The sequence below is a fragment of the Tersicoccus mangrovi genome, from assembly GCF_036881825.1.
Lineage (GTDB): Bacteria > Actinomycetota > Actinomycetes > Actinomycetales > Micrococcaceae > Tersicoccus > Tersicoccus mangrovi.
On the sequence record NZ_JBAJMW010000001.1, the window covers coordinates 661,360 to 687,605 of the forward strand.

The window sequence follows — 26,246 nt, forward strand, 5'->3', positions numbered from 1 at the left end:
CGAGGTGTCAGGGTGAGCAACGGTCGGGCGGGCCGACGTGTTCCCGGTCACATCCCGGCTGTCACAAGCGGGCGAGGGCCTCGGTCGTGACCTCGATCAGGGTGGGGGTGTCCGCCGCGAGGGCGACCGTGACCGCGTCGCGCAGGTCGGGAAGCGTCGAGGCGCGCCGGCCGGTGACGCCGTAACCCTCCGCGAGTGCCACGAAGTCGATGCCGGGCACGTCGAGGCCGGGGGCGTTCAGCGCGTCGAGCTTGGTGGCGAAGCCGCGCAACGCGCCGTAGGTGCCGTTGGCGAGGATGACGAAGACGACGGGGATGCCGTACTGCGCCGCGCTCCACAGGGCGGTGATGCCGTAGTTGGCGGAGCCGTCGCCGATCACGGCGATCACCCGCCGCTGCGGATCGGCCAGCTGCACGCCGACGGCCGCGGGCATCCCGAAGCCGAGGCCGCCCGAGGCCGGGAAGTAGTAGCTGCCGGGCCGGTGCATCGAGATGGTGGCCCAGAAGTCGCCGACCGTGGACGTCGCCTCGTTGACGTAGACGGCGTCCTCGGGCGCGAGCTCGTCGATCGTGGCGAGGACGTCGGCGGCGACGAGGCGACCCGACGCTGAGGTGCCCGAAGCGGAGGCGGCGGGTGTCGCGGCGTCGTCCGTCCTCTCCCAGCGCTGGGGGCGGTCCCGCTCCGTGACGGCCTTGGCGAGCGCCGCGACCGCGGGCCCGATCGGGGCGACGACGGCGTCACCCATGGGCGCGCGCGCCGCCTCGCCCGGGTCGCAGCTGACGTGCAGCAGCCGGGTGCCGGCAGGCAGGTACTCGCCCGGGTCGTACTGGTGGTAGCGGAAGACGGGGGCGCCGACGACGAGGACGAGGTCGTGGCCGGTCAGCCGCTCCGTGATGCCGGCGACGGAGGCGGGCAGCACCCCGCGGAACGCCGGGTGGTCGGTCGGGAACGGGCAACGGGAGGCCGACGGCGCGACCCACACGTCCGCCCCGAGCCGCTCGGCGAGCACGACGGCGTCGTCGTTGGCGCGGGCGCTGTCCACATCCGGGCCGAGCACGAGGACCGGCGCCGCCGCCGCGTCGAGCAGGGCCGCCATCCGGGTGATCTCGGATTCGGCGACACCGCCACCCCCGGCGACGCGGCGCTCGAGCACGTGCGCGACGTCGGTCCCGACCGCCTCCGACCAGTCGTCGTAGGGCACCGAGACGTACACCGGGCCGGCCGGGTCCAGCGTGGCGGTGTGCAGGGCCTGGGAGAGGGAGCGGACCACGTCCTGCGCGCAGGTCGGCTCGGCCGCGTGCTTGACGAGCGGGCGCGGCAGCACGGTCGCGTCGACGTTGGAGAGCATCACCTCCTGGCCCACGGTGGAGCGGACCTGCTGCCCGGCGGTGATGACGAGCGGCGTGTGGGCGTACCAGGCGTTGGTCAGGGCGCCCATGGCGTTGCCGCTGCCCGACGCCGCGTGCAGGTTGACGAACGCGGGGCGGCCGGTGGCCTGGGCGAAACCATCGGCCATGCCGAGCACGACCCCCTCGTGCAGGCCGAGCACGTACCGGAAGTCCTCGGGCATGCCGGCGAGGAAGGGCAGTTCGTTGGAGCCGGGGTTGCCGAACACGGTCGTCATGCCGTTGCGCCGCAGCAGCTCCCAGGCGGCTTCGTTCACGGTGGTCACGGTGTTCTCCTTCTGCTGGCTTCGTCCCGGTTCTGCCGCATGATGGGCGGGTGAGCCTGGACCTGAATCTGCTCCGGACGTTCCTGAGCATCTACGACACCCGCAGTGTGACGCGGGCGGCGGCGGACCTGTCGTTGACGCAGCCGACGGTCAGTCACGCCCTCGGCCGGCTGCGGCGGCATCTGGGCGATCCCCTGTTCGTGCGTTCCGGCACCGGGGTCGCGCCGACGGCGCGCGCCGTCGAGCTGGCGCTCGTGTTCCGCCGGGCGGTGACGGCCGTCGACGACGCCGTCGACGCGGACCGGGTGTTCGACCCCGCGACCAGTGAGCGCCGTTTCCGCATCGCGCTCTCGGACGTCGGGGAGGCCACGTTCCTGCCGCAGATCATGGAGCGGCTGTCCGACCGGGCGCCCCGGGTCAGTGTCGAGTCCGTGCCGATGCAGATCGAGCGCGTCGCGAGCTGGCTGGCCCACGGCGACGTCGACGCCGCTGTGGCGAGCGTGCCGATCGACGCCTCCGGGCACCGCACGCTCGTGCACCGCGAACGGTACGTGTGCGTGCTGCCCGCCGACCGGGCACCGGAGGGCGACCGGATCGAGCTGGAGGCCTTCCTCACCGTCCCGCACGTGGCCGTGGACCCGGCGCTCGGCCACCGGCAGGCCGATGCCGTGCTCGAGTCGATGCGGATCCAGCGCCGCATCGGCCTCTACGTGCACCATTTCTCCACGCTGCCCGGCGTGGTGGCCGGCTGCGGCATGGCCGCGATCGTGCCCGCGCAGCTGGCGGCGCTGTGGGCCGAACGCTGGCCGATCGTGATGCGCGAGCTGCCCATCGACGTGCCCCGGTTCGACGTCACGCTGTCCTGGAACGAGGACATCGCCGGGACGGGCGCGGCCGCCTGGTTCCGTGACCTCGTGGCGGCAGCGCTGCGCGGCGCCGACGTCGAGGCCTGAGCCGGTTCCTCGGACCCGCTCGTGGGCGCTGCCGGTCATGCGGCGCGGGCGGTGCGCGGCGCCGACGTCGAGGCCTGAGCCGGTTCCTCGGACCCGCTCGTGGGCGCTGCCGGTCATGCGGCGCGGGCGGCGCGCGGCGCGTCCTCGTCGACCGGCGTCGTCGTGCGCGGCTTCGGGATCATCGCGACGGCGAGCACGCCGAGCACCGCGGCGACCGCGAACAGGTAGAACCCGCCCGGGTAGGCAGACCCCGCCGCGACGAGCAGGCCGGTGAACCACGGGCCGACGATGGCGCCGATACGGCCCACCCCGGAGGTCAGACCCATGCCGGTGCCGACGATCCGGCGCGGGTACAGGTAGCCGACGAAACCGTAGACGAGCACCTGGGCGCAGAAGACGAACACCCCGGTGACGAAGACGACGACGTCGAGCAGGAACTCGCTCTGGATGCGGATGCTCAGCACCAGCAGGAGGACCGCGGCCGCGCCGAACCAGAACATCGTCGTGCCCTTGACCCCGCGCCGGTCGGCGATCCGGCCGCCGGCCAGCAGGCCGACGATGGCGCCGACGTTGAGCACGAACAGCATGAGCAGGGAGTTGGAGACGCCGTAGCCGGCACCGCGCATCAGCTGCGGCAGCCAGGTGTTCAGGCCGTACACGAGCAGCAGACCCATGAACGCGGCGACCCAGAGGCCGAGCGTGGTGCGCAGGTAGGGCTGGCGCAGGACGTCGGAGGGCCGCACCCGCGCGTGCGCTGCGTTCCTGCCGGCTGCGCCGGCGACCTCGCTGGTCTCGGGCAGCTTCGCCCACATGACCGGCAGCAGCACAAGCCCGAGCACGCCGCCGACGGTGAAGAGCCAGCCCCAGTGGGCGCCGAAGACGATGGCGAGCAGCGAGGCGGCGACGGCACCGGTGTGGTAGCCCGTCATCGTCATGGTGCTGGAGTGCGCCTTGCCGTTGTCCCGGGCGCTCTCCTGCATGATCGTCACAGCCACCGGCATGCAGCCGCCGAGGCCGAGGCCGGCGAGGAACCGGACGAGTCCGAGCAGCCCGGCGCTGGGCAGCACGGGGAAGATCAGCGTGAAGACCGAGAAGACGAGCACGCACAGCATCAGCGGGATGCGGCGGCCGAACCGGTCGGTGATGGGGCCGATCGCGGCCGCGCCGATGCCGACGCCCACCAGGGAGATGGTCGCGATGAAGGTCGCGTCCAGGGCGGTGATGCCCGCGTGGTGGCTGTCCAGCAGCCGGGGGATCGCGGCGCCGAGCGCGACGATGTCGTAACCCTCGAACACGACGGTCAACCAACAGAGGGCGAACGTCCAGGGGGTGCGGGTGGTGACGGCCATGAGTGTGCTTCCTTGCGCCTCGGCCGGCCCGAGCCGGCGTGATCCGTGTCACCGAACAGTGTGGCCGCCGCGGCTCCTCGGGTCCAATCAATGATGGGACAGCACGTCATCGACAGGATCTATGGGCGGGGTGTGGCGTCGAAGACGGACACCGCCCAACCGGCGTCCGCGGTGAACGGGGCCAGCTGGTAGGTGCCGAAGCGCTGGCGCAGCGTGAACCCGGCCGCGGTGGCGTCCCGGTCCAGGTGCTCGACGGTGTACTCACGGTCCGTGGCGAAGCCCGTGACGAGGACGCCGTCGTCGGTCAGCAGCGCACGGAATCGGTCGAGCACGGTGCGCTCGGAGCCGGGTGCGACGAAGACGAGCACGTTGCCGATCGCGGCGATCGCGTCGTATCGCGCGGGCAGCCCGGCACCGGTCAACGTGGCGCCGTCGAGCTCGGCGAGGTCGGCCTCGAGGAACGGAATGCCTTCGTCCTGCAGTTCGCGGGCCGCGCGGATCAGGGCGGCGTCCTTGTCGACGCCGACGGCCCGGTGACCCTGCCGGGTGAGGTGGGCGGCCAGGCGGCCGGTGCCGCAGCCGGCGTCGAGGACGGTCGCCTGCCGGTCGAGCAGGGCGTCCACGAGTCGGCCCTCTCCGTCGACGTCGACCCCGTCGGCGTGCAGCCCGCGGAACCGGTGCTCGTAGAGCCGACGCATCACCTCGTTCTCGGGTGCGTCCCAGCGGGTCGTCGGCGTCGTCATCGGTCTCGGTTCCGTCCTCGGGGTGTCGCGATCGGTCGGCGTTCCGGGGGTCCCGGTGCTCGGGGGCCGGCCGCCGGTCCCGAGGTTACCCGTGCCGCCGATAAGCTCGCTGGATGCGTCTGTGGAGTCTTCACCCCTCCCTTCTGGACCGGAGGGGGCTGGTGGCCTGTTGGCGCGAGACCCTCCTGGCGCAGAAGGTGCTGCGCGGGCAGACGAAGGGCTACACCCGGCACCCGCAGCTGACCCGGTTCCGGCGCATGGTGGACCCGGTGGCCTCCGTCGGTGCGTATCTCGCGGGACTGGCGGACGAGGCCGACGCGCGGGAGTTCACGTTCAACCGGGGCCTGATCGTCGTGCCGCCGTCGGTGGCGGTGCCCCCGGCGCGGATGACGGTGACGTCGGGCCAGCTCGACCACGAGTGGGCGCACCTGCTCGTCAAGACCGAGGCGCGGGATGCGGCGTGGCACGCCCACGTGGTCGCCGCCGAGCGCCGGCCTCATCCCCTGTTCGACGTCGTGCCCGGCCCGATCGAGGAGTGGGAGATCCTGGGTGACTGACGAGTGGTGCGACTGACGCCGCCGACGCCCAGCGCCGGCTCAGCGGGTGCGGCCTCGGCCGGCTAGAGCCCGCGTTCGACCATGGAGAGCAGCCGCTCGGCGAGGACCAGCCGCGTCGCCGCGTCGATGACGCGCAGCGGTCCGTCGATCGTCAACGTCGCCATGCCGTGCACGGTGGACCACGCCAGCACTTCGGCGCCGCGTCGTTGATCGGCCGGCAGCACGCCCGCCTCCACCATCGCGTCGAGCGCGTGCCCGAGCATCTGGAACGGCGTCTTGCCAGCCGGCCCCGCGGCCATCGGGGCGGCGGCGTCCCGCAGGTCCTCGTGCACCCAGAAGGCGGTGCGGAACCAGCCCGGCTCGGCCCACGCGAACCCGAGGTAGCCGGCGCCGACGGAGCGGAGCAGGGCGCGGGAGCGGGCGACGTCGTCGGCGTCGTCCGGCAGCTTCGCCAGTTCCGCCGCCTGCGCCTGCTCGATCGCCTCCGCCAGGTGCGCCTGGGCGGCCATGGAGACGGCGTGCACGAGGGCGTCCCGGTCGGCGAAGTGCCGGTAGGCCGCGCTCGCGGCGACCTGCGCCTTGCGCGTCGTCTCGCGCAGCACGACGGCGTCCGGGCCGCTCTCGCGGGCCAGCTGGAGCCCGGCGTCGATCAACGCGCGATGCAGATCGCCGTGTCGATACGTGGAGCGGGCCATGTCTGCCGACTCTACCCACGGCCGGCGGCCGATGTGAACGTCGTACACAACGTGTGTCGCGTCGCGGCGTCCGACGGCTCGTCGCGGCCGGTTGCTGCTGGTTCTCGGCTGAGACCAGCACCCTGGGGACTGTGCGCCGCTCCCTCGTCGCCACCCCCCACCGAGTGGACGGTTGACGCGTCGCTCCGCCCCCGCCGGCACATCGTCCGCCCACTGGGCGCTGTTCTCCCGCCGAGTGGACGGTTGACGCGTCGTCCCGACCATCGCCAGCACATCGCCCGCCCACTCGACGCTGTTCTCCCGCCGAGTGGACGGCTGATGCGTCGTCCCACCCGTCCCCGGCACATCGTCCGCCCACTCGACGCTGCTCTCCCCGCCGAGTGGACGGTTGACGCGTCGTCCCGGCCCCGCCGGCACGTCGACCACCCACTAGGCACTGCTCTCCCGCCGAGTGGACGGCTGATGCGTCGTCCCGGCCCCACCGGCACATCGCCCGCCCACTGGGCACTGCTCTCCCACCGAGTGGACGGCTGACGCGTCGTCCCGGCCCCCGCCGGCACAACATCCGCCCACTCGACGCTGCTCTCCCGCCGAGTGGACGGCTGACGCGTCGTCCCGCCCCCCGCCGGCACATCGCCCGCCCACCGGGCGCAACCCGGCCCTACCCAGGGCGAATCGCTCGAGAGGGGTCCGCCGTCCGGGGCTCAACGCTCAGGCGGCCGGTCGCTCCTGCTCGCGCTCGACGGCGTGGACGAGGCGGGCGTAGGCGCCACCGTCGGCGAGCAGCTCGTCGTGCGTGCCCCGCTCGACCACGCGGCCGCCGTCGAGCACGGCGATCTCGTCCGCGGTCTGCACCGTGGTGAGCCGGTGGGCGATCGAGATGGTCGTCCGGCCGGAGGAGAGCGCGTCGAGGGCCGCGAGCACCTCTCGCTCGGTGTCGTTGTCCAGGGCGCTGGTCGCCTCGTCGAGGACGAGGACGCGCGGGTCGCGCAGCACGGTGCGGGCGATGGCGAGGCGCTGCTGCTCGCCGCCGGAGAACCGGTGGCCGCGTGCGCCCACGACGGTGTCGAGCCCCTCGGGCAGGCTGGAGATGAGGGTCGCGAGCCGGGCGGTACCGAGGGCGTCCCACAGCTCGGGCTCCGTCGCATCGGGCGCGGCCAGCAGCAGATTCGCGCGGATGGTGTCGTGGATCAGGTAGGTCTCCTGGGAGACGACGCCGACGATCGCGGCGAGTGTCTCGGGCGCGAGGTCCCGCACGTCCACGCCGTCGATGGACACCGACCCGGCATCGACGTCCTGCAGTCGCGGGACGAGCGAGGCGAGCGTGCTCTTGCCGGCACCGGTGTGCCCGACGAGGGCGAGCGAGCCGCCGGCAGGCACCGTCAGGTCGATGCCGGTGAGCACCCGGCGGCCGGGGCCGTAGCCGAAGGAGACGCCGTCGAAGCGGACCTCGCCGCGCACGGTGGCCGGGTCCAGCGGCACCGGGTGCGCCGGCGGGGCGATCTCGACGGGCAGGTCGAGGTAGCCGAAGATCCGGCTGAACAGCGCCATCGAGGACACCCACTGCACACCGACGTTGAGCAGTGCCATGATCGGCCGGAAGATCGTCGTCTGCAGGGCGATGAACGCCACCAGGGTGCCGATGGTCATGGCGCCGGACGTCGCCGGCAGGCCCGCGACGAGGTACAGCACCGCGGGGATCGCCGAGAAGACGATGCTCATCGTCGCCATCCGCCACCGGCCGGCCAGCTGGGAGCGGATGTCCAGGTCGACGAGCCGCTCGGAGGTGGCCGAGAAGGCGGCCGTGTCCCGCGCCGTCGTGCCGAGCGTCTTGGCCAGCCGGGCGCCGCTGACAGAGAGCTTCTCCTCGACCTGCGAGTGCATCTGCGCGAGGTGGCGCTGCGTCTCAGCGGTCACGTCGCGCCGGACAAGGGCCACCCGGCGGCTCAGCCACACGGCCGGCGGGATGACGACGAGGCTGATCAGGCTCAGCTGCCACGACAGGGCGAGCATGGCGACGGCGGTCGCGACCGCGGTGGTGAGGTTCGCCGCGATCGACGTGGCCGTCGTCGTGAACACCGCCTGCATGCCGGAGATGTCGTGCGTGAGGCGGGACTGCACCTCGCCGCTGCGCGTACGGGTGAAGAAGGCCAGGGACTGGCGCTGGACGTGGGTGAAGACGTCGGTGCGCAGCCGGTGCATGACGCGCTCCCCGACGGCGGTGGAAAGGTACGTCTGCACGACGCCGAGCAGGGCGGTGACGACGGCGACCGCGATCATGCCCCCGATACACCAGAGCAGGACGGTGACGTCCCGCCGGGGCAGCGCGACGTCGATCACCTCCTTGACGAGGAAGGGCTGGGCGAGGCCGACGACGGAGGCGATCGCGATGATGACGAAGACGACGGTCAGCGTCGCGGCGTGGGGGCGGAAGAGGCCGGCGACGCGGCGGAGGGAGACGGGGGACTCCGCGAGGAGGGCGGCGTCGGCGGGGTCCACGCGGCCGGGACCGCGGGAACGGGAGAGTCCATCGATCATGGCGGCTTCGGTCATGCGTCCTCCTGGCGACGAGGTCGGCGGTCGGCGGGGAACGGACACCCGGGCGACTCGCCACTATTCAGGAGGTTACCTCACTATGTGGCAGCCCCGCAATAGGTAGACTGGGGTGGTGAGCAACGCCCCGGATCCCCGCGAACTGGCCGAGCTGTTCCACGCCGTCTCGCGGACGATGCGCCGGCGGACCCTGGCGCAGCTCGAGCCGTGGGGAATCACGCCGCACCACGCCCGGGCGCTGCGGAGCATCAGCGAGACGGACCGGGCCCGGTTACGCGACGTCGCCGACCGGCTGCGCATCGCCGCCCGCTCCGCGACCGAGGTGGTCGACGCCCTCGAGGCCAAGGGTCTGGTGACCCGGGAGCCGGACCCGCAGGACCGCCGCGCCACCCTCGTCTCCCCCACGGAGGACGGACTGCGCCTCGTCGAGCAGATCGACGCCGCCCGTGCGGAGCGGAACGCGGAGTTCTTCGGAGCGCTCACGGCGGAGGACCGGGAAGCGCTGCAGCGCATCCTCGGGTCGCTGCCGCTGGACTGACGACGTCGCTCCGCCTCAGTAGTCCTTCCTGATCGCCCAGTCCGCCGGTACCGCGCCGCCCGTGCGCACCGCCAGGTCGTGGAATGCCTGCTTGATCGTGTCCGCGTAGAGGTGCGCGCCGAGGATGCCCGGATGGATCTGGTCCGGCTGCAGCAGGTCCACCCGGCCCGCGATGGCCCGGTTCCAGTCGGCGACGATGACGTTGCGCCGGCCCTGGACCAGGTCCGCGTACGCCCGGTTGGCCTCCGGCACGAACGAGCTCGCCCCGTAGAGGTTGACGAGCACGACCATCCGGTCCGGTCCGAGCTTGTCCAGCACCTGCCGCACGACACCGGGATCGGGCACGCCTGCATTCGTGCCGAAGTGCAGGATGACCGCCCGCGGCATCGTCCCGGCGGCGAGCCGGGCGTCGACCGCGGCGACGCCGTCGGGCCACTGCCGGTTGGATCGCGCGTCGAAGGCCAGGCCGGGGAACCGGTCCTTCAGGCCGTCCGCGCTGGTGACGACGAGCGAGTCGCCGATCGCGATGATGTCCTGCCCCGCGGGGTACGCCAGCCCCGGTCCCCCGTCGCCGGGCGGCGGGGAGGACGCCGGCGCCGACGGCACAGGAGCGGCTGACGCGGTGGCGGAAGCAGAGACGGAGGCAGTCGGGGAGGCCGATGCCGTCGCCCGCGGTGCACCGGGCGACGCACCAGGGGCGCCGGGAGAAGCCGGCGCCCGCGGGGCCGGCGCCGTGTCCGTGATGAGCGACTGGTTCTGCTCGATCGTCGCCTGCACCGCCGACTTCGCCGGCGCGGTCATCACCCCGAGCACGGCGAACAACACGACGAGCCCCGCCACCCCGGCGAGCACGCGCGGCGCCGTCACGCTCCGGCCGCCCGACACGACCGCATCGGCGACCGCACGACCCGCCGACCGGAACCCGTGTCGGCGGATCGGTACCTCGAGCCACCGGTAGGACAGGGCGGAGACCACGACGGTCACGACCAGCGCGAGGATCCGCACCGTCCACCAGCCGGTGCTGCCGATCGCCGTCGGCACGAGCGCGTCGGCGATCACGAGCGCCGGCCAGTGCCACAGGTAGATGCCGTAGGACCGCTCCCCGACCCAGGCGACGGGCCGGCTGTCGAGCATCCGCTGCACCGGGCTGGCCCCCTCGAGCAGCGTGAGAACGAGAACCGTCGTGATGAGGCAGGTCAGCAGGATGCCGCCGCGGTAGGCGAAGGCGCCGTCGGACGCAACGACCGTCATCGCCCCGATCAGGAGCACGAGCGAGCCGACCGAGATGGGGACCCGGCGGTGCCGCCACAGCGCACGGCCGAGATCGAGTCCCCGGCCTCCGGCCCACGCGAAGGCCAGGGCGACCCCGAGCAGCAGGCCGAAGGCGTGGGTGTCCGTGCCGTAGTAGACGCGCGTGGCGTCGGTGCCCGGCGTGTACAGCACGGCCATCATCAGCGCGGAGACGAGGGCGGCGCCCGCGGCGATCCACGCGCGTGTGCTCCACCGCACGGGCAGCGCCACGAGGCCGAGGAAGAGGAACGGCCAGAGCAGGTAGAACTGCTCCTCGACCGCGAGGGACCAGAAGTTGACGAACAGCTGCGGCGACGTGTGGGCGAAGTAGCTGGAGCCGGCCGCGATCTCCAGCCAGTTGTTGGAGAACGTGAGGGCGCCGAGGGTCTGCCGACCGATGCCGACCAGCAGATCGCGGCCTACGAGGAACCCGAGGGCGACGCTGACGGCCACGACGACGGCAAGGGCCGGCAGCAGGCGACGTGCGCGCCGCAGCCAGAACCGACCGAGCGCCAGCGTCCCGGTGCGTTCCCGCTCACGGATGAGCAGGCTCGTGATGAGGAAGCCGGAGACGACGAAGAAGACGTCCACCCCGAGATAGCCGCCGGGCAGCAGCGAGGGGCTGAGGTGGTAGAGCAGGACGGCGACGACGGCGAGCGCCCGCAGGCCGTCCAGGCCGCCGATGTGGCCGGGCCGATCGGAGCGGTCGAACCCGCGATCGGGCTCCCGGTCGGCGCGCGTCGCGGGCACGACCGGGAGCCCGTCGTCGAGTGTCCTTCGTTCCACCGGTGTCCCCTCGCTCCGGCCCGCCCCTGGTGTTCCAAGGCTAAGCGCCGGCACCGACGGTTCTGCGGCGAACCACCGAACATGACGCCCGGCCCCGTACCGGCCGCGCCGGCCGGCGGCGTTGACTGGTCGATTGTCGTCGAAATCCCGCCCTGGATCGGCCGGAAACCGTCATCTATTGACCAGTCAGCGAGGGGGAGCCGTCAGGCGCCCATGAGGGTGCTGCGGATGAGGAACCGCTTGCCCTCGGGAGCCTCGACGGAGAAGCCGCTGCCCCGCCCGTCGACGACGTCGACCAGCAGCCGGGTGTGCCGCCAGTAACCGAACTGCTCCGCCGACATCCAGAACTCGAGTTCTCCGAGCGATCCGGCCCCGGGGGAGGCCGCGGGCAGGTCGAAGACGCCGAGCAGCACGTCGGCGTCGCCGGTCAGGAACTCGCCCGCCGGATAGCACATGGGCGAGGACCCGTCGCAGCACCCCCCGACTGGTGGAACATCAGCGGTCCGTGCTGCGCCCACAGTTGCTGCAGCAGCGCGATCGCCGCGGGAGAGAGCGCCACGCGCGACGTGCTCTCCCCCGCGACCACCACCTGCGCGTCCAGCGTCGCCGTCATCGGGAGTACCACCGGATCGAGAGGGCTGCTGGGCTGGAGGTCACGGGTGTCCTTCCGCAGGTCCGTCGCTGTGCACGACAGGCTACGGCACGAGGATCGCCCGGCCCCGGACACGGCCGCCGTCGAGGTCCGCGATCGCCTGGGCGAAGTCGTCGAGCGCGTACTTCTGGGTGTGCAGCGTGACGGAGCCCCGGGCCGCGAGCGCCATCAGGTCCTGGAGGTCGTTGTAGGAGCCGACCAGGTTGCCGATGATGTTGATCTCGTTCGAGACCAGGTCGATGGTGGGCACGGAGATGTTCTCGCCGTACCCGACGACGTAGTAATTGCCGGCGCCGCGCAGCATCGCCACGCCCTCGGCGGTGGCCCCGCCCTCACCCACGAAGTCGATCAGGGCCTCGGCCCCGTTCCCTCCGGTCAGCTCGAGCACCTTCTCCACCTGAGAGCCGTCCGCGAGCACGCCCACGTCGGCGCCGATCGACTCGGCGAGCTGCAGCGCGTCCGGGTTGCGGTCGACGACGACGATCCGGGCCGGCGTCAGCGCCTTGAGCACCTGGATGCCGATGTGGCCGAGGCCGCCGGCGCCGATCACGACGCACGTGTCCCGCGGGGTGAGGTGCTTCACCGCCTTCGCCGCCGCGTGGTAGGCCGTCAGGCCGGCGTCGGCGAGCGCGGCGACGTCGGCCGGTTCGAGCGCGTCGTCGATCCTGACCACCGAGCGGGCCGAGGTGAGCAGGTACTCGGCGTAGCCGCCGTCGGTGTCGATGCCGGGAAACCTGCTGTTCTCGCAGTGCACGTCGTCCCCGGATCGGCAGGCCCGGCACAGGCCGCACGTGATCAGCGGGTGCAGGATCACCTTGTCGCCCGCTCTGACGTTGGTCACCGCGCTGCCCACGGCGTCGACCCAGCCGGCGTTCTCGTGGCCGATCGTGTAGGGCAGGGCGACCTGCGACTTCTCGGCCCACTGGCCCTCGAGGATGTGCAGGTCCGTCCGGCACACCCCGGCGCCGCCGATCCGCACCACGACGTCCCACGGCCCATTCGCCTCGGGCTTCGGGACCTCGGCCATCGTCAAGTCGTCGTGGTAGCCCACGACCTGCACCGCGCGCATCGTGCTCATGTCAGCTCTCCTTCACGTGGATGGGAATGAGGTGGTGATGGTCCGCCGGCTCGGCGCCGTCGACCCGCTCCGTCTGGTCGGTGCCGGACCCCGCGTAGCGCGTGCGCAGCAGACCACGGCAGAAGTGGGCGTTGCCGTCGATCGAGATGCGCGTGGACCGGGCGCGGCGCAGGGCCAGCGGCACGGCGTCGGGCGGGTAGCCGTGCCCGTCCTGGTCGACCAGCACGACGGCGTTCGGCCGGCTCGGCAGGCCGAGCGCCTCGCGCCGGCGCACCAGCGCATCCGTGTGCCGTCCCGCGGGCAGGTCGGCGAGCGTCACGGTGCCCACGGCCGCCTCGACCAGGGACGGATCGGCGCGCAGGAGTTCGGTCAGGCAGCGCTCGGCCGCGGCGGTGTGCGCCTTCCGTTTGAAGGTCAGCCGCAGCTCCTCGAGGTCCTGCTCGGCCTCGTGCCGGAACGTGCCCCGGTACCCGGCGTCGGCGGCAAGGCCGGCGTTGATCAGGTCCGAGTCGTGGTGGTCGTCGAGCTCGACCACCACCGTGTCGATCCCGGGCAGTGCAGCGACCGCGTCCTTGGCGTCCGAGGCCATCAGGTACGCGAAGTTCGGCGAGCAGAACGAGGTGGGCAGGCGGAGGTGGATGACGGCCGCCACCGCGGCCGACGACGACGCCGGAGCGTCACCGCCGGGCCGGGCGTGCACGTCGATCGAGCGGACGAACCCGAGATCGGTGATCGGCTCGTCGAGCTCCGGGTCGACCACGGTGGCGAGGGCCGCGACGACGGCGGCCCGCAGCGGGTCGTCGGCGCCGGATCCGAGGACGCCGGCCACCTCGACCGGTGGCCGCTCGGCCTGGACCGCCGTCACCGCGCGTCCCCGGCGGTCCCCGCCCCGATGTCGGCCAGCTCCGACTGCCGCGGCCCGGTGGCCGTCTCGTCCGCCTCCGGGACCCGCAGCTCCTCGGGCACCGGGATGTCGTACATCGCCGCGGCGTTCAGGCCCAGGATCTTCTTCTTCTGGGCGACGGTCAGCGGCGCGTACTCCGTCATGTCCTCGGGGATCTGGAAGTCCACGAACCGCTCGACCAGCCAGCGCGGGGTCCACAGGGCGTAGTCGCTGGAGAAGAAGATGCGGTCCTCACCGATCCAGTAGAGGAGTTCACCGAGGATTTGCGCGAAGTACCGCGGCCGGGTGTGCATGAACGGCATCGCGACGGCCAGACCGCCGTAAACGTTGGGCTCCTGGGTCGCGATCCAGCAGAAGTCCTCGAGCCGCGGCAGGCCGACGTGCTCCACGACGAAGTTGAGGTCGGTGAAGTCTGAGGCGGCGTGGTCGACGTCGGCGACGTCGAAGGCGTCCCGGTCCAGCGGGCGAATCGTGGGGCCCTTGTGGACGTGGATGTTCTTCACGCCGAGCTTCTGGCATTCCTCGAAGTACCGGTAGGTCTCCGGGTCGGAGAGCTTGTACCCGCGGGAGTCCCCGTGCCACTCGGCGGTGTAGAGCTTGACGCCGGTGAAGCCCATCCGCTCGTGGTCGGCGCGGAGCCGCTCGAGCCCGTTCTCCCCGTTGCGCGGGTCGAAGCAGTGGTTGTAGGTCAGCTTGTCCGGATGGGCTGCGGCCAGGCCGTACGCCTCCTCGGTCTGGCCGAACCCGCGCTTGTAGAACTCGCCGAGGTACGCCGGCTGGAAGATGGCGTGGTCCACGTAGCCGTCGGTGAAGAGGTCCTTCATCAACCGCTCGCCACCCTGATACAGGTAGTCCTCATAGGTCCACAGCTCCGACTCGGGCGAGAGGTTGCGGTGGTAGTCGTAGAAGCAGTCGATGAACTGCTTGCCGTGGATGTTGCGCTGGTTCTCCGGCCGGGCGTCCCAGAGGGCGATGTGCGCATCGACGATGAAGTAGCGCTCGCCATCCTTGCTGTACATGACTGTCTCCTTCTCGCGACCGTCGTGGTCGCCGTGGACATCACGGTAGGGACGACGGCGCGGCGCCGGGACGGTCGCGGTGTCTCATTCTGAGACGTGGGTCACAGTAGCGGTCTATCCTCGAGAGGGAGCGGGGACCTCGGCGCTGAGGCAGGAGTGCGGTGCGGATGCCGGACCATCACTCGCGGCGGTCGACCGCGACGTCGCAGGGTGCCGTGATGCCGGCATCCCGCCGCATCCTCGCGTCGTGGCAGCGCAGCGAGGGGTACGGGGTCTCCCCCGAGTCGATCGATCCGGTGTGGACCGGGGAGGTGATCGCGGACTCGTTGTTCTTCACGTGCGGGCGCGAGGTGCTCACGGCCCTGCACGCCACGCTCGCGGACGAGCCGGTCAGTCTGATGCTCACGGACCCGGACGGGCTGGTCCTGAACCGCATCAGCTCGGACCCGTCACTCCTGCAGGCCCTGGACAGGGTTCATCTCGCCCCGGGTTTCGCGTTCTCCGAGCGGGAGGCCGGCACGACGGGTCTCGGCCTCGCCCTCGCCGACCGGTCCCCCAGCCTCGTGCGGGCCGAGGAGCACTACAACGCAAGCCTGGCCGGGTACACATGCGCGGCCGTTCCCGTGCTGGACCCGCTCACCGGCCGGCTGGAGGGCAGCGTCAACATCACCACCTGGTCCCGGCAGTCCCATGGCCTCCTGCTCGCCCTGGCCCAGTCCGCCGCCGGCAACACCGCCGCCCTCATGCTCGCTCGCGCGGGCGGCCGGACACCACGGCCGCAGCCGGCCGGAGCGGTGTTCCGGATCCACGGACTCCGCCTCGCTCCCACCGCGGAGACCCTCCGGGAGATGTCCTCCGCCTGGGGCGACGCCGTCGAGAGGACGGCCGGGGCGCTGGCGGCGGGGCGACCCGTGGCGGTGGTCGGTGAGCGGGGCTCGGGCCGGGCGACCGTGCTGGCGCAGGCCCTGCGGCGAGCACGACCGGGCGTGCGTATCCTCGCGGCCGACACCCCGGACCCCACCCAGGTGGAGGCTTGGCTCTCCCTGTGGATGCCCGAACTGGCGAAGCCCGAGACCGCCGTCATCGTCCAGAACGTGGACGCGCTGCCCGCGTGGGCCGCCCACGAGATGCAGGCCGGGATCCTCCGGGCGGCCGGGAGCGCCGGGGCGGCGCTCTGGGCGACGACGGCCGGCCTGCTGCCGGACGTACCGCCGCCCCTCGCGGCGCTCGTGGCCACCGTCGTCGACCTGCCGCCCCTGCGGGAGCGGACGGCGGACGTGATGCCGATCGCCCGGCATGCGGCCCGTGAGGCGCGGCTGCGTGAGGTGGCGTTCACCCGCGCCGCCGAGCACGCCCTGACCTCCCACGCGTGGCCCGGCAACGCCGCCGAACTCGTCCGCGTCGTCCGAGCGGCGGCCTCGCGCACCGACACGGTCGACGTCCAGCACCTGCCCCCGGACGTGCTCAGCCCCGCCCGGTCCCGCCTCACCCGGCTCGAGGCGCTCGAGCGGGACGAGATCATCCGCAGCCTCGCCCGGCCCGGCACGACCGTGGGTCGGGCCGCAGCGGAGATCGGCATCAGCCGGGCCACCATGTACCGGCGGATGGCACGGCTGGGGATCAGCGTGCCGACCGGTCCCGGCGGTTAGACCGGGTTGATGTCGGCGAGACTGCGCCGGGTGGTCCGCGGCCCGCGCACATCGTCGAGGACGAGCAGTACGCCGCTTGGAACATGATTCAGCGCCTGCCCGTCTCGACCGGCGAGCAGGTGCTCGAGGACGTCGGCTTCCCCGGCATCGTGCCGGTCATCGGGGAGAAGTCGCCCTCGCCGCCGCGTCGGCCGGCGCCTCCGTCGTCGACGGCGCCCTCGGGGGCCTCGGCGGCTGCCCCTTCGCGCCCGGCGCCAGCGGCAACACCTCGAGCGAGGACCTGCTGTTCGCGACCCGGCCGGCGTGGCTCGACCCCGCCGACTTCGCCGAGATCGTCCGGCTGTCCGAGGCGGTGCTCGGCGACGTCGACGAGCCGAACCGCTCCCGCGCCGCCCAGGGTGCCCGGTCCCGGGCCGACGCCTTCCCCTGGGTCATCCCGGGCGAGCGCGATCCGTCACACTGACCGGTCAAATCCCTCACGTGCCGATGAGCGTGCTGCGGATGAGGAAGCGTTTACCCTCGGGCGCCTCCACGGAGAAGCCGCTGCCGCGGCCGTCGACGACGTCGACGAGCAGCCGGGTGTGCCGCCAGTAGGCGAACTGCTCCACCGACATCCAGAACTCGAGCTCCCCGAGAGCGGCGCCGCCGGTTGAGGCGTCCCCCGCGGGCAGGTCGAACACCCCGAGCAGGACGTCGGCGTCCCCGGTCAGGAACTCTCCGGCCGGATAGCACATGGGCGAGGAGCCGTCGCAGCACCCGCCGGACTGGTGGAACATCAGCGGGCCGTGCTGGTCCCACAGCTGTTGCAGCAGGGCGATCGCCGCCGGGCAGAGAGCCACGCGGGACTCCGTCTCCCCGGCGACGACGACCCGCGCGTCGAGGGCCGACTCAGGCATCGACCGCCTCGTAGTCCAGCACGACCCGGCCGTCGATCTTGCCGTGGTGCATCTCGTCGAACACAGCGTTGATGTCCCCGAGCGGTCGCTTCGAGACGGTCGGGTGGATCTTGCCCTCCGCGTAGAAGGCGAGCGCCTCCTCCATGTCCTGCCGGGTGCCGACGATCGATCCGCGGATGGTCAGGCCCTTGAGCACGATGTCGAAGATCGGCGCCGGGAAGTCGCCCGGCGGCAGGCCGTTGAAGACGATGGTGCCGCCGCGCCGGGTCATCCCGATCGCCTGACCGAAGGCCTTCGGGTGCACCGCGGTGACGAGCACGCCGTGCGCCCCGCCGGTCGCGTCCTGCACGGCCTGCGCCGGATCCTCGGCGAAGGCGTTGACCACCACCTCGGCGCCGTGCCGGCTCGCCAGGGCGAGCTTTTCCTCGGCGACGTCGACCGCGACGACCCGCATGCCCATCGCGACGGCGTACTGCACTGCGATGTGCCCGAGCCCGCCGATGCCGGAGATGACGACCCACTGGCCGGGGCGTACCTCGGTCCGCTTGAGGCCCTTGTAGACGGTGACGCCGGCGCACAGCACGGGCGCCACCTCGTAGGGGTCGGCGCCGTCCGGTACGCGAGCCGCGAACCGGGCATCCACCAGCATGTACTGGCCGAACGACCCGTCCACGCTGTAGCCGCCGTTGGTCTGCGCCTCGCACAGCGTCTCCCACCCGGTGCGGCAGTACTCGCACTCGCCGCAGGCGCTCCACAGCCAGGCGTTGCCGACGACGTCGCCCTCCTTCAGCCGGGTGACGCCCTCGCCGACGGCGACGACGGTGCCCACGCCCTCGTGGCCGGGAATGAACGGCGGGGCGGGCTTGACCGGCCAGTCGCCCTGCGCGGCGTGCAGGTCGGTGTGGCAGACGCCCGACGCGATGAGCTTGATCAGGGCCTGGCCGCGGCCGGGCGTGGGGACCTCGACGTCGGTGACGGCCAGGTCGGCGCCGAACGACTCGACGACGGCGGCTTTCATGGTGGTCATGGGGGTTCCTCTCGGAGTCGAACACGAGCCCGCCGGCGTCGGTGCCGGACGGTCCGGGGCAGGGGCGACCGCCCGGACGGCTCCGCCCGCGGCGGTCCGGAGCCGTCCGGTGCACAGCGCGGCGGCCTAGAAGAAGCCGAGCTTGCTCTCGGCGTAGCTGACGAGCAGGTTCTTCGTCTGCTGGTAGTGGTCGAGCATCATCCGGTGGTTCTCCCGGCCGATGCCCGAGGACTTGTACCCGCCGAAGGCCGCGTGAGCCGGGTAGGCGTGGTAGTTGTTCACCCAGACCCGGCCGGCCTGAATGTCGCGGCCGGCGCGATAGGCGACGTTGCCGTTGCGGCTCCACACCCCGGCGCCGAGGCCGTAGAGGGTGTCGTTGGCGATCTGGATGGCCTCGTCGTAGTCGGTGAACGAGGTGACCGAGACGACCGGACCGAAGATCTCCTCCTGGAAGATCCGCATGCTGTTGCGGCCGGAGAAGATGGTCGGCTGCACGTAGTAGCCGCCCGCCAGGTCACCGGACAGCTCGGCCCGGGCACCGCCGGTGAGCACGTCCGCGCCCTCCTGCTTGCCGATGTCGAGGTAGGAGAGGATCTTCTCCAGCTGGTCGTTGGACGCCTGCGCGCCGACCTGGGTGGCGGTGTCCAGCGGGTTGTCCTGGACGATCTTCTTCGTCCGCTCGACGACGGCGTCGAGGAAGTCGCCCTTGATCGACTCCTGGATCAGCGCCCGCGACGGGCACGTGCACACCTCGCCCTGGTTGAGGGCGAACATGGTGAAGCCCTCCTGCGCCTTGTCGTAGAACGCGTCGTCGGCCGCGGCCACGTCCTCGAAGAAGATGTTCGGGCTCTTGCCACCGAGTTCGAGGGTGACCGGGATGAGGTTCTGCGAGGCGTACTGCATGATCAGCCGGCCGGTGGTGGTCTCGCCGGTGAACGCGATCTTGCGGATCCGCTTGTTCGACGCGAGCGGCTTGCCGGCCTCGACACCGAACCCGTTGACGACGTTGACGACGCCGGCGGGCAGCAGATCCCCGATCAGCTCCATCAGCACGAGGATCGAGGCCGGGGTCTGCTCCGCGGGCTTGATCACGACGGCGTTGCCGGCCGCGAGCGCGGGGGCCAGCTTCCACGTGGCCATCAGCAGCGGGAAGTTCCACGGGATGATCTGCCCGACGACGCCGAGCGGCTCGTGGAAGTGGTACGCCGTGGTGTCCTCGTCGATCTGGCTGATGCCGCCCTCCTGGGCACGGATGGCGCCGGCGAAGTAGCGGAAGTGGTCCACCGCCAGCGGCAGGTCCGCGGCCAGGGTCTCCCGGACGGGCTTGCCGTTGTCCCAGGTCTCGGCGACGGCGAGCATCTCGAGGTTCTCCTCGATCCGGTCCGCGATCCGGTTGAGGACGACGGCCCGCTCGGCGACCGAGGTCTTCCCCCAGGCGGGGGCGGCCTTGTGGGCGGCGTCGAGGGCCGCCTCGATGTCCTCGGCGGTGCCGCGTCCCACCTCGCAGAACGGCTTGCCCGTGACCGGGGAGATGTCCTCGAAGTACTGGCCCTTGACGGGGGCGACCCAGTCGCCCCCGATCCAGTGGTCGTACCGGGACCTGAAGGAAACGACCGAGCCTTCCTGGCCCGGCTGCGCGTAGACGGTCATGCTGGTCCTCCTGACGGACGTCGTCATCGACGTGATGCGGATCACGCTAGGACGGCGTGGGTCGCCGAGGGGTTGCAGTGGGGTTGCAGCGGTGCGGTGCCGGCGTGGCTACCGTGGGGGTGTGCCCTTCGAGATCCATCGCGCCCCCGTCGCCGCCTGTGACCCGACGCTGCTCTACCGCCTGCTGTGGCTGCGGGTGCAGGTGTTCGTCGTCGAGCAGGGCGCGGCCTACGACGAACTGGACGGCCGGGACATCGAGCCCGGCGCCGAGCTGATGTGGGCATCCGGCGAGGACGGCCTGCCGGTCGCGACGCTGCGGATCCTGCGCGAGGCGGCGGCCGACGGCGCGCCCGTGATGCGGATCGGGCGGGTGGCCACCGGCGAGGTGGCCCGGGGGCGCGGCGTCGCCTCGGACCTGATGCGCGCGGCCGTCGAGAGCTGCGAGGAGATCGCCCCCGGCGCCCCGATCCTGCTCGGCGCCCAGGCGCACCTGGCCGACTGGTACGCCCGGTTCGGCTTCGCCGTCAGCGGCGACCCGTACGCGGAGGACGACATCCCGCACCTGCCGATGGCGCGCCCCGGCCGGTAGGCAACGCGCGTCAGCGCTCCCGGCTCTCCAGGTGGGCGACGACCCCCGCCCGGCGCGGTGACCGGGGCGGCAGGATGTCCAGCGCCAGCCGCCACGCGTCGACGTCGTCGGCAGCCTCGGGCAGCTCCAGATAGGTCATCAGCGCGTCCGGCCCGGCGTCGGCGAGCATCGACTCGCGCAGGTGCGCGGACACCTCCGCCCGCAGGGCCGCGATGCCCGGGGCGGCGGAGCGCGGCAGCAGCCGGCCCCGGTAGAGGTTCAGGGCGAGCCGGTGGGCCCCGCGCCGGACGTACCGGACCACCTGGTCGGCGTCGACCGTGAGCTCCACGGTCAGCCGGTACGGGTTGGAGGCGAGCACACCCGCCGCTCCGAGCCCCGTGAGCACCCGGCGCAACCGGACCAGTTCGGCGCGCAGCGTCGTGGGGTCCGGGTCCGCGTACAGCAGGTCGGCCAGCTCCTGTGCGGTCAGCCCGTCGGGGTGCCGGGTCAGCAGCGTGAGGATCTCGGTGTGCCGCACACTGAGCTCCCGGCTCGTGCCGGCCAGGCTGAGCAGGCCGCGGTCCCGGCCGGTGATCTGCAGCGTGTTGCGGTGCAGGGCGGGTCCGGCGGCGGCGCGACCGCCGGACGGCCGGGCCCCGGCCCGGTCCCGCTCCTGCTCTCGCGTGAGCCGGGCGATCCGCAGCTCGGCCTCGGCGGCTGCGACCGTGGCCTGCACGAGGGTCAGGGTGTGCGGGGCGACGGCGTCGGGCCCTCCGGTGATGTCGACGACGCCGATCACGGCGCCCGTGTCCGGGTCGTGCAGCGGTACGGCGGTGCAGGAGAAGATGTGCGCCAGCTCGCTGAGGTGCTCCGCGCCGCTGATCTGCACGCCGGAACCGGTGGCCAGGGCCGTCCCGGGGGCGCTCGTGCCCATCACGGCCTCGGACCAGTCCATGCCCGGCGCGAAGGAGCGGGACTCGGCCCGCCGCACCGCGTCGTCGTCACCCTCGACCCACAGCAGGTTGCCGAGCTCGTCGCCGACCGCCACGAGCAGCCCGGTGGACGCGCTCGGCCGGACCAGCAGCCGGTCGATGACGGGCATGACGGTGGCCATCGGGTGAGCGCGGCGGTAGCGGTCCAGCTCGTCGAGGAAGCCGCCGGGCGCCGGGGCGGGCGCGGCACCGGACCGCAGGTCGAGCGAGCGCAGCCAGGAGGACCGGACGACGGCACGCAGACCTCCCAGATCGGCGGCGTCGTCGCCGAGGATCTGGTGGGCGTGCCGGGCACGGCCCTGTGCTGAGGTCGAGGTCAGGTCGCCGATCATGACTCCGTCGTCGCAGGCGGGGGACCGGCGCGGCGCCGGTGTGCACGGAGTCTACGGAGCGCGGACGCCCCGCACCATCCCCACCGGGGCAGCGCCTCCTCGCGGACGGCGCGGCTACGCTGAACGGCGGAGGGGACCGCGGCTCCCGCGATCCGGGAGGGAGGCCGGCATGCGCGCTCGGCTTCTGCTGCCCGTGGGATTCATCGCGGCAAGCCTCCTGGCCGGGTGCGGGTCGACGGTGACGGACCCGCCGCGTGACGGGCTGGGCCGTGTCACCGAGTCCGCCCGCACGAGCGCCTTCGCCGTCACCGTGGGCGACTGCACGTCAGCGCTGGACGAGACCGGCACGACGGAGACGATCGACATCGTGCCCTGCGACGCGCCGCACGCCTTCGAGGCGTACGCATCGCACACGATGACGGAGCCGACGTTCCCGGGCATGGACGCGGCGGCCGCGTCCGCCGATCGCGAGTGCCGCACCGCGTACGCCGAGTTCGTCGGTGTGCCACTGGATCGCTCCCAGTACACGATGATCGACCTGCATCCCACCGAGCGCAGCTGGACCGAGCAGACCGACCGGCAGGTGATGTGCCTCGCCGGCCGGGCATCGGGCGGGATCACCGGCTCCCTCAAGGACACCAAGCAGTAGCGGCCGCCGGCGTCATTCCGGTCAGTCGTCGCCATCGATCGTCAGTCGGCGGATACGAGTACGAGGCCGACGACCCCGAGCGCCAGGCACACGAGCGTCATCGCCGCCACGGGCCCGACGGCGGCGTGGACCGATTCCCGGTGGATGCCGTGCACGCTGCGGGTGTGGCGCCGTCGGGCACCGAGGACGACGGCGGCGGCGGCCGCCACGGTCAGCAGGGGCAGGGCGAGGACGGCCGGCCCGTAGTGCGGCAGCCACCGCAGCCCGACCGCGCTCGCGACGAGCAGGGAGAGCATCGTGCGGGACCAGGCGAGCGTCGTCCGCTCCGGCTGCAGTCCGGGGTCGCTGGTCGCGGGCCATGCGCGGGAACTCATCATCGGCTCAGGTCTCGGCTCAGCATTCTCGAATCGACACACTCGGCTCAGCGCAGCACGATCAGCACGAGCACGACGAGGGCGCCCAGGGCGGCGCCGAAGCCGAGGATCGGGGCGATCAGGGGCAACGGCAGCGGCCGCTTCTCCCGCATCGCCCGCTCGACCCGTACCCACCGGGTGAAGGCGCCGCCGCTGACCAGCATCCCGAGCACGATGAGGATGACCGAAACGGCCTTGCGGAAGGGTGCCTCGAACACGCCGACGGCGAAGGCCTCGATCGCGATGCCCCCGGCGAGCAGCGCCAGTGACGTGCGGATCCAGGCGAGGAACGTCCGCTCGTTGGCCAGGGTGAAGCGCGGGTCCGGCTCGCGGCCACCCGGCAGGAGCCGACGGCTGAGCGCTCCTCGCGCGGCTGGCTCGTCGCCGGCCTCGGCGGGCGGCTGGGCAGGCTGCGACGCGCCCGGCGTCGAGGACGCGCTCACGCGATGCGGCCTTGTGCGTCTCCCGCCTGGACGGCCGCGGCGACCTGCACGCGGGCGCGAGGCCAGGCGTTGTTCATGTAGCCCTTCGGGTTCCACAGCCCGGCAGGATCCTCCGGCTGCAGGGCAGCGGACGTGTCCCACGCGCGGGCGACGAGTTCGAGCGTGCCGGCACGTCCGCCGTCGCCGTCGACCGTCGTCGTCGTCGTCCACTGCCGCCAGCACCAGGGGCCGCGGTCCTCGCCGAGGTCGGCCTGCGTCCAGGTGGCGCCGCCGTCGGCCGAGACGTCGACCCGGGCCACCCCGCGGCCGCCGCCCGCGAGCGCGTAGCCGGTGACCGTGACGGGGCCCGCAGGCACCGTCGCGCCGTCGACCGGCTCGAGGATCGCGCTGGTCAGGGCCAGCTCACCGAGCGAGAAGCCCTCACCGGCCTCGACGGCGGAGGGCCCGGCATCCGCCGGCAGCATCCGGTACGCATTTGCCTGGAACCAGTTCTCCGAGGGTTCGGTCTGCACGGTGATCCGCTCGACCCACTTGACGCTGCGGGCGCCGATCCAGCCGGGGACGACGACGCGCAGCGGCGCCCCGTGCACCGCCGTCAGCGGCTCGCCGTTCATGGCCCATGCGAGCAGCACCTCGGGGCCGAGGGCCTTGCCCAGCGGGACGGAGCCGCCGAACTGCTGACCCGGGCCCGGTGCGACGTCGGGGGCGAGGAAGGCGACGTGCCGGACGGCGTTCTTCACAGCGGCGTCGTCGTCTGGATCGTTGCTGACGCCGGCGGCGGCGAGCACGTCGGCGAGCCGGACCCCGGTCCAGGTGGCGGTGGAGACGGCGGCCTCGCGCCACGGCGTCTCGCCGGGGATGTCGCGGACGGCGATCAGACCGGTGCGGCGGGTGCCCGCGCACTGGAGGGTCGCGGGGAGGGTGTGCTCGGCGAACCGGCTGCGCAGGTCGCTCAGGTCGAGGGTGAGCGGGGTGTCGACGAGGCCGTCGACGGTGAGGCGCCAGCTGCCGGCGTCGATCTCCGGAATGGGGCCGTGATTGCGGCTGTAGAAGGTGTCGACCGGGGTGATCGGATCACCGGCCAGGGCCTGCGGGGGTGGCTCCGCGTTGAACGGCTCCTGCCCATGGACGACCATGTCCTCGCGCTTGTCCCACATCATCGGCTGCCTGTCCTCATCGGTCGCTGTTTCCCCGGACTCCGTGCACCATTGTGCTGCCCATCCTGCCCGTGACGGGGACGTACCGTGGTTCCATGACGCCCGCCGCCCCCTCCGGATCCACCGCCGGAGCCGCCGGGCTGGTGGTCTTCGGGCTGTTCGTCCAGGAGATCGGCGCCGCCGTCGCGGTCCTCGTGTTCCCCCGCACGGGTCCGGCGGGCATGGTGCTGTTGCGCCTGTTCTTCTCCGCGCTGTACCTGCTGGCCGTCAGCCGGCCGACCCTGCGCGGAATCACCCGGGCGAACGGGGCCGCGGCGGCGCTGTTCGGCGTGTCGATCGGCGTCATGAACCTGCTCTTCTACGCGGCACTGTCCTCGATCCCGCTGGGCGCGGCGGTGACGTTCGAGATCCTCGGCCCGCTCGTGCTCTCCGTCATTCTCGCCCGGCGGGCCGCGGCATGGCTGTGGGCACTGCTCGCGGCGGTGGGCGTGGGTCTGCTCGGCAGCGGCGGCTTCGGCCACCTGACCGGGCCGGGTGTCCTGTTCGCCCTCGGCGCCGGGGCCATGTGGGCGGCGTACATCCTGGCGTCCCGGCACGTCGGGGCGGCCTTCTCGGGGCTGCAGGGCCTGGCGATCGCGATGACGGTCGGCACGATCCTCGCCCTGCCGATCGGCCTCGCGCAGGCGGGAGCGGCGGTGCTCGACCCGGGCGTCCTCGCCCTCGGCGCCCTCGTGGCCCTCTTCTCCTCGACGGTGCCGTACGCCGTCGAACTGCTCGCGCTGCGCCGGATGCCGGCCGCGGCGTTCTCGGTGCTCATCGCGCTGGCTCCGGCGGTCGCGACCCTCACCGGCGCCGTCCTGCTGGCCCAGCACGTCGGCTGGCTGGAGTCGGCCGGGGTGGCGCTCGTCGTGGTCGCCGCGATGGGGGCACTCCGCTCCCCGGCGCGGTAGGGCTCGGTCCAGCGCCAGTTGGGACTGCTCTTACCGGAATGACGGTGCTCAACCGTCCCGAACGGTGACAACGGTCCCATCGGCGGATCGCCACGAGGCGCTGAATCGATGACGGCGCCGGAGCGACCACCACGCCCACCAGCACGACCCGCGGCGGCGCGCTTCGAATGGACGCCGATCAGTGCTCATCTGGGCCGACCAGCCGGTGCACGACGTCCTCCAGGTAGCGGCCGAGTTGCTCCCGCGTCATCCCCGCGGCCTGCAGCTCCGTGATCACCTCGACCCGCAGGGCACCGAGGAGCAGGTGGGCCGCCACGTCGGCCGAGTCCGCCGTCCGCCCCGTCTTGGCGACGAGGTCCTGGAGCAGACGGTGCACCCACCGATAGTGCGGCGCCTGCAGGAGCGCCGTGCCGTTCATCTCGCGCGCCGTCGTCAGCCGGGGGTTGTCCAGCTTGAAGTCGAGCAGCAGGAGCAGGACGCCGACGAGTCGGTCGGCGGCCGGGACGTCGGGCCCGACGGGAGATCCCGGTCGGTTCAGTTCCTGCCGCAGCGGGTCGAGCCGGCTGGCGAAGACGGCGTCCAGCAGCCCGTCGCGGCTGCCGAAGGCGCGGAAGAGCGTGCCCTTGCCCACGCCGGCGGCGGCGGCGATCTCGTCCATCGACACCGCGGCCGGACTGGTGGTCCCGGCGAGCAGCGTCTCCGCGGCGGCGAGCACGGACTCCCTGGGGACG

The 26,246-nt window shown here is 72.5% G+C and carries 24 protein-coding genes and 2 pseudogenes; 8 read left to right on the forward strand and 18 right to left on the reverse strand.

Features of this window, described 5'->3' with window-relative positions:
- Positions 1-61 precede the first annotated feature (61 nt).
- Complete coding sequence (mdlC, locus tag V6N00_RS03250; protein ID WP_334230611.1) at positions 62-1,672, reverse strand: benzoylformate decarboxylase; 1,611 nt, start codon at positions 1,670-1,672, stop codon at positions 62-64.
- A gap of 50 nt (positions 1,673-1,722) precedes the next feature.
- On the opposite strand from mdlC, the gene V6N00_RS03255 reads away from it, so the two are divergent.
- Positions 1,723-2,625 carry a LysR family transcriptional regulator gene (locus tag V6N00_RS03255; RefSeq protein ID WP_334230612.1) on the forward strand — a complete coding sequence of 301 codons (903 nt, stop codon included), beginning with the start codon at positions 1,723-1,725 and terminating at the stop codon, positions 2,623-2,625.
- Positions 2,626-2,738: 113 nt separating this feature from the next.
- Here the strand turns inward: V6N00_RS03255 and V6N00_RS03260 are convergent, their stop codons facing one another.
- Both V6N00_RS03260 and V6N00_RS03265 read right to left on the reverse strand, forming a co-directional pair.
- Complete coding sequence (locus V6N00_RS03260; protein WP_334230613.1) at positions 2,739-3,974, reverse strand: MFS transporter; 1,236 nt, start codon at positions 3,972-3,974, stop codon at positions 2,739-2,741.
- A gap of 119 nt (positions 3,975-4,093) precedes the next feature.
- The gene (locus V6N00_RS03265; protein WP_334230614.1) at positions 4,094-4,717 is read right to left on the reverse strand and encodes a class I SAM-dependent methyltransferase; all 624 of its coding nucleotides are present in this window, start codon (positions 4,715-4,717) and stop codon (positions 4,094-4,096) included.
- Positions 4,718-4,830: 113 nt separating this feature from the next.
- On the opposite strand from V6N00_RS03265, the gene V6N00_RS03270 reads away from it, so the two are divergent.
- Complete coding sequence (locus V6N00_RS03270) at positions 4,831-5,274, forward strand: pyrimidine dimer DNA glycosylase/endonuclease V (protein WP_334230615.1); 444 nt, start codon at positions 4,831-4,833, stop codon at positions 5,272-5,274.
- A 62-nt stretch (positions 5,275-5,336) separates the two neighbouring features.
- On the opposite strand, the gene V6N00_RS03275 is transcribed toward V6N00_RS03270, so the two are convergent.
- Together V6N00_RS03275 and V6N00_RS03280 are read right to left on the reverse strand one after the other, a co-directional pair.
- Positions 5,337-5,969, reverse strand: a complete 633-nt coding sequence (locus V6N00_RS03275) for a TetR/AcrR family transcriptional regulator (protein WP_334230616.1) — start codon at positions 5,967-5,969, stop codon at positions 5,337-5,339.
- A gap of 711 nt (positions 5,970-6,680) precedes the next feature.
- On the reverse strand, positions 6,681-8,522 hold the full coding sequence (locus V6N00_RS03280) for an ABC transporter ATP-binding protein (protein ID WP_334230617.1): 1,842 nt from the start codon (positions 8,520-8,522) through the stop codon (positions 6,681-6,683).
- 115 nt (positions 8,523-8,637) lie between these two features.
- On the opposite strand from V6N00_RS03280, the gene V6N00_RS03285 reads away from it, so the two are divergent.
- Positions 8,638-9,060, forward strand: a complete 423-nt coding sequence (locus V6N00_RS03285; protein ID WP_334230618.1) for a MarR family winged helix-turn-helix transcriptional regulator — start codon at positions 8,638-8,640, stop codon at positions 9,058-9,060.
- Positions 9,061-9,075: 15 nt separating this feature from the next.
- On the opposite strand, the gene V6N00_RS03290 is transcribed toward V6N00_RS03285, so the two are convergent.
- The 5 genes and pseudogenes from V6N00_RS03290 to V6N00_RS03310 all read right to left on the reverse strand — a co-directional run bounded on the left by V6N00_RS03290 (position 9,076) and on the right by V6N00_RS03310 (position 14,789).
- The gene (locus V6N00_RS03290; RefSeq protein ID WP_334230619.1) at positions 9,076-11,136 is read right to left on the reverse strand and encodes an acyltransferase family protein; all 2,061 of its coding nucleotides are present in this window, start codon (positions 11,134-11,136) and stop codon (positions 9,076-9,078) included.
- 203 nt (positions 11,137-11,339) lie between these two features.
- A pseudogene (locus tag V6N00_RS03295) lies at positions 11,340-11,632 on the reverse strand (DUF779 domain-containing protein).
- A gap of 199 nt (positions 11,633-11,831) precedes the next feature.
- Positions 11,832-12,866, reverse strand: coding sequence for an NAD(P)-dependent alcohol dehydrogenase (locus V6N00_RS03300; protein ID WP_334230620.1), 1,035 nt, complete (start codon positions 12,864-12,866; stop codon positions 11,832-11,834).
- 1 nt (position 12,867) lies between these two features.
- On the reverse strand, positions 12,868-13,731 hold the full coding sequence (locus tag V6N00_RS03305; RefSeq protein WP_334230621.1) for an iron-sulfur cluster assembly protein: 864 nt from the start codon (positions 13,729-13,731) through the stop codon (positions 12,868-12,870).
- Positions 13,728-14,789, reverse strand: coding sequence for an amidohydrolase family protein (locus tag V6N00_RS03310; RefSeq protein WP_334230622.1), 1,062 nt, complete (start codon positions 14,787-14,789; stop codon positions 13,728-13,730). The genes V6N00_RS03305 and V6N00_RS03310 overlap by 4 nt, the downstream gene beginning before the upstream one ends.
- Positions 14,790-15,007: 218 nt before the next feature.
- Between V6N00_RS03310 and V6N00_RS03315 the strand changes: the two genes are divergently transcribed.
- Both V6N00_RS03315 and V6N00_RS03320 read left to right on the forward strand, forming a co-directional pair.
- A complete protein-coding gene (locus tag V6N00_RS03315; RefSeq protein ID WP_334230623.1) occupies positions 15,008-16,438 on the forward strand; it encodes an AAA-type ATPase lid domain-containing protein in 1,431 nt (476 codons plus the stop codon).
- Between the two features lie 175 nt (positions 16,439-16,613).
- Positions 16,614-16,901: pseudogene (locus V6N00_RS03320) on the forward strand (hydroxymethylglutaryl-CoA lyase); the annotation flags it as partial.
- A 13-nt stretch (positions 16,902-16,914) separates the two neighbouring features.
- On the opposite strand, the gene V6N00_RS03325 reads toward V6N00_RS03320, so the two are convergent.
- From V6N00_RS03325 to exaC, 3 genes are all read right to left on the reverse strand, one after another.
- The gene (locus V6N00_RS03325) at positions 16,915-17,334 is read right to left on the reverse strand and encodes a DUF779 domain-containing protein (RefSeq protein ID WP_334230624.1); all 420 of its coding nucleotides are present in this window, start codon (positions 17,332-17,334) and stop codon (positions 16,915-16,917) included.
- Positions 17,327-18,361 carry an alcohol dehydrogenase AdhP gene (adhP, locus tag V6N00_RS03330; protein WP_334230625.1) on the reverse strand — a complete coding sequence of 345 codons (1,035 nt, stop codon included), beginning with the start codon at positions 18,359-18,361 and terminating at the stop codon, positions 17,327-17,329. The genes V6N00_RS03325 and adhP overlap by 8 nt, the downstream gene beginning before the upstream one ends.
- A 126-nt stretch (positions 18,362-18,487) precedes the next feature.
- Positions 18,488-20,011 (reverse strand): acetaldehyde dehydrogenase ExaC, encoded by a 1,524-nt coding sequence (exaC, locus tag V6N00_RS03335; RefSeq protein WP_334230626.1) that lies wholly within the window; start codon positions 20,009-20,011, stop codon positions 18,488-18,490.
- A 121-nt stretch (positions 20,012-20,132) separates the two neighbouring features.
- Between exaC and V6N00_RS03340 the strand changes: the two genes are divergently transcribed.
- Complete coding sequence (locus V6N00_RS03340; protein WP_334230627.1) at positions 20,133-20,600, forward strand: GNAT family N-acetyltransferase; 468 nt, start codon at positions 20,133-20,135, stop codon at positions 20,598-20,600.
- A gap of 10 nt (positions 20,601-20,610) precedes the next feature.
- Here V6N00_RS03340 and V6N00_RS03345 read toward each other — a convergent pair whose 3' ends face one another.
- The gene (locus V6N00_RS03345; protein WP_334230628.1) at positions 20,611-21,903 is read right to left on the reverse strand and encodes a GAF domain-containing protein; all 1,293 of its coding nucleotides are present in this window, start codon (positions 21,901-21,903) and stop codon (positions 20,611-20,613) included.
- 169 nt (positions 21,904-22,072) lie between these two features.
- Between V6N00_RS03345 and V6N00_RS03350 the strand changes: the two genes are divergently transcribed.
- Entirely contained in the window at positions 22,073-22,552 is a 480-nt protein-coding gene (locus tag V6N00_RS03350) for a septum formation family protein (protein WP_334230629.1), read from the forward strand.
- 41 nt (positions 22,553-22,593) lie between these two features.
- On the opposite strand, the gene V6N00_RS03355 is transcribed toward V6N00_RS03350, so the two are convergent.
- The 3 genes from V6N00_RS03355 to V6N00_RS03365 are packed head-to-tail and all read right to left on the reverse strand — an operon-like array spanning position 22,594 to position 24,568.
- Positions 22,594-22,926 (reverse strand): DUF202 domain-containing protein, encoded by a 333-nt coding sequence (locus tag V6N00_RS03355; protein ID WP_334230630.1) that lies wholly within the window; start codon positions 22,924-22,926, stop codon positions 22,594-22,596.
- A 47-nt stretch (positions 22,927-22,973) separates the two neighbouring features.
- Positions 22,974-23,408 carry a YidH family protein gene (locus tag V6N00_RS03360; RefSeq protein WP_416385016.1) on the reverse strand — a complete coding sequence of 145 codons (435 nt, stop codon included), beginning with the start codon at positions 23,406-23,408 and terminating at the stop codon, positions 22,974-22,976.
- A complete protein-coding gene (locus V6N00_RS03365) occupies positions 23,405-24,568 on the reverse strand; it encodes a molybdopterin-dependent oxidoreductase (protein WP_334230631.1) in 1,164 nt (387 codons plus the stop codon). Before V6N00_RS03365 ends, V6N00_RS03360 begins: the two co-directional genes overlap by 4 nt.
- Positions 24,569-24,660: 92 nt before the next feature.
- Between V6N00_RS03365 and V6N00_RS03370 the strand changes: the two genes are divergently transcribed.
- Positions 24,661-25,515 (forward strand): EamA family transporter, encoded by an 855-nt coding sequence (locus V6N00_RS03370; RefSeq protein ID WP_334230632.1) that lies wholly within the window; start codon positions 24,661-24,663, stop codon positions 25,513-25,515.
- 178 nt (positions 25,516-25,693) lie between these two features.
- Here the strand turns inward: V6N00_RS03370 and V6N00_RS03375 are convergent, their stop codons facing one another.
- Complete coding sequence (locus tag V6N00_RS03375) at positions 25,694-26,230, reverse strand: TetR/AcrR family transcriptional regulator (protein WP_334230633.1); 537 nt, start codon at positions 26,228-26,230, stop codon at positions 25,694-25,696.
- Between the last annotated feature and the right edge of the window lie 16 nt (positions 26,231-26,246).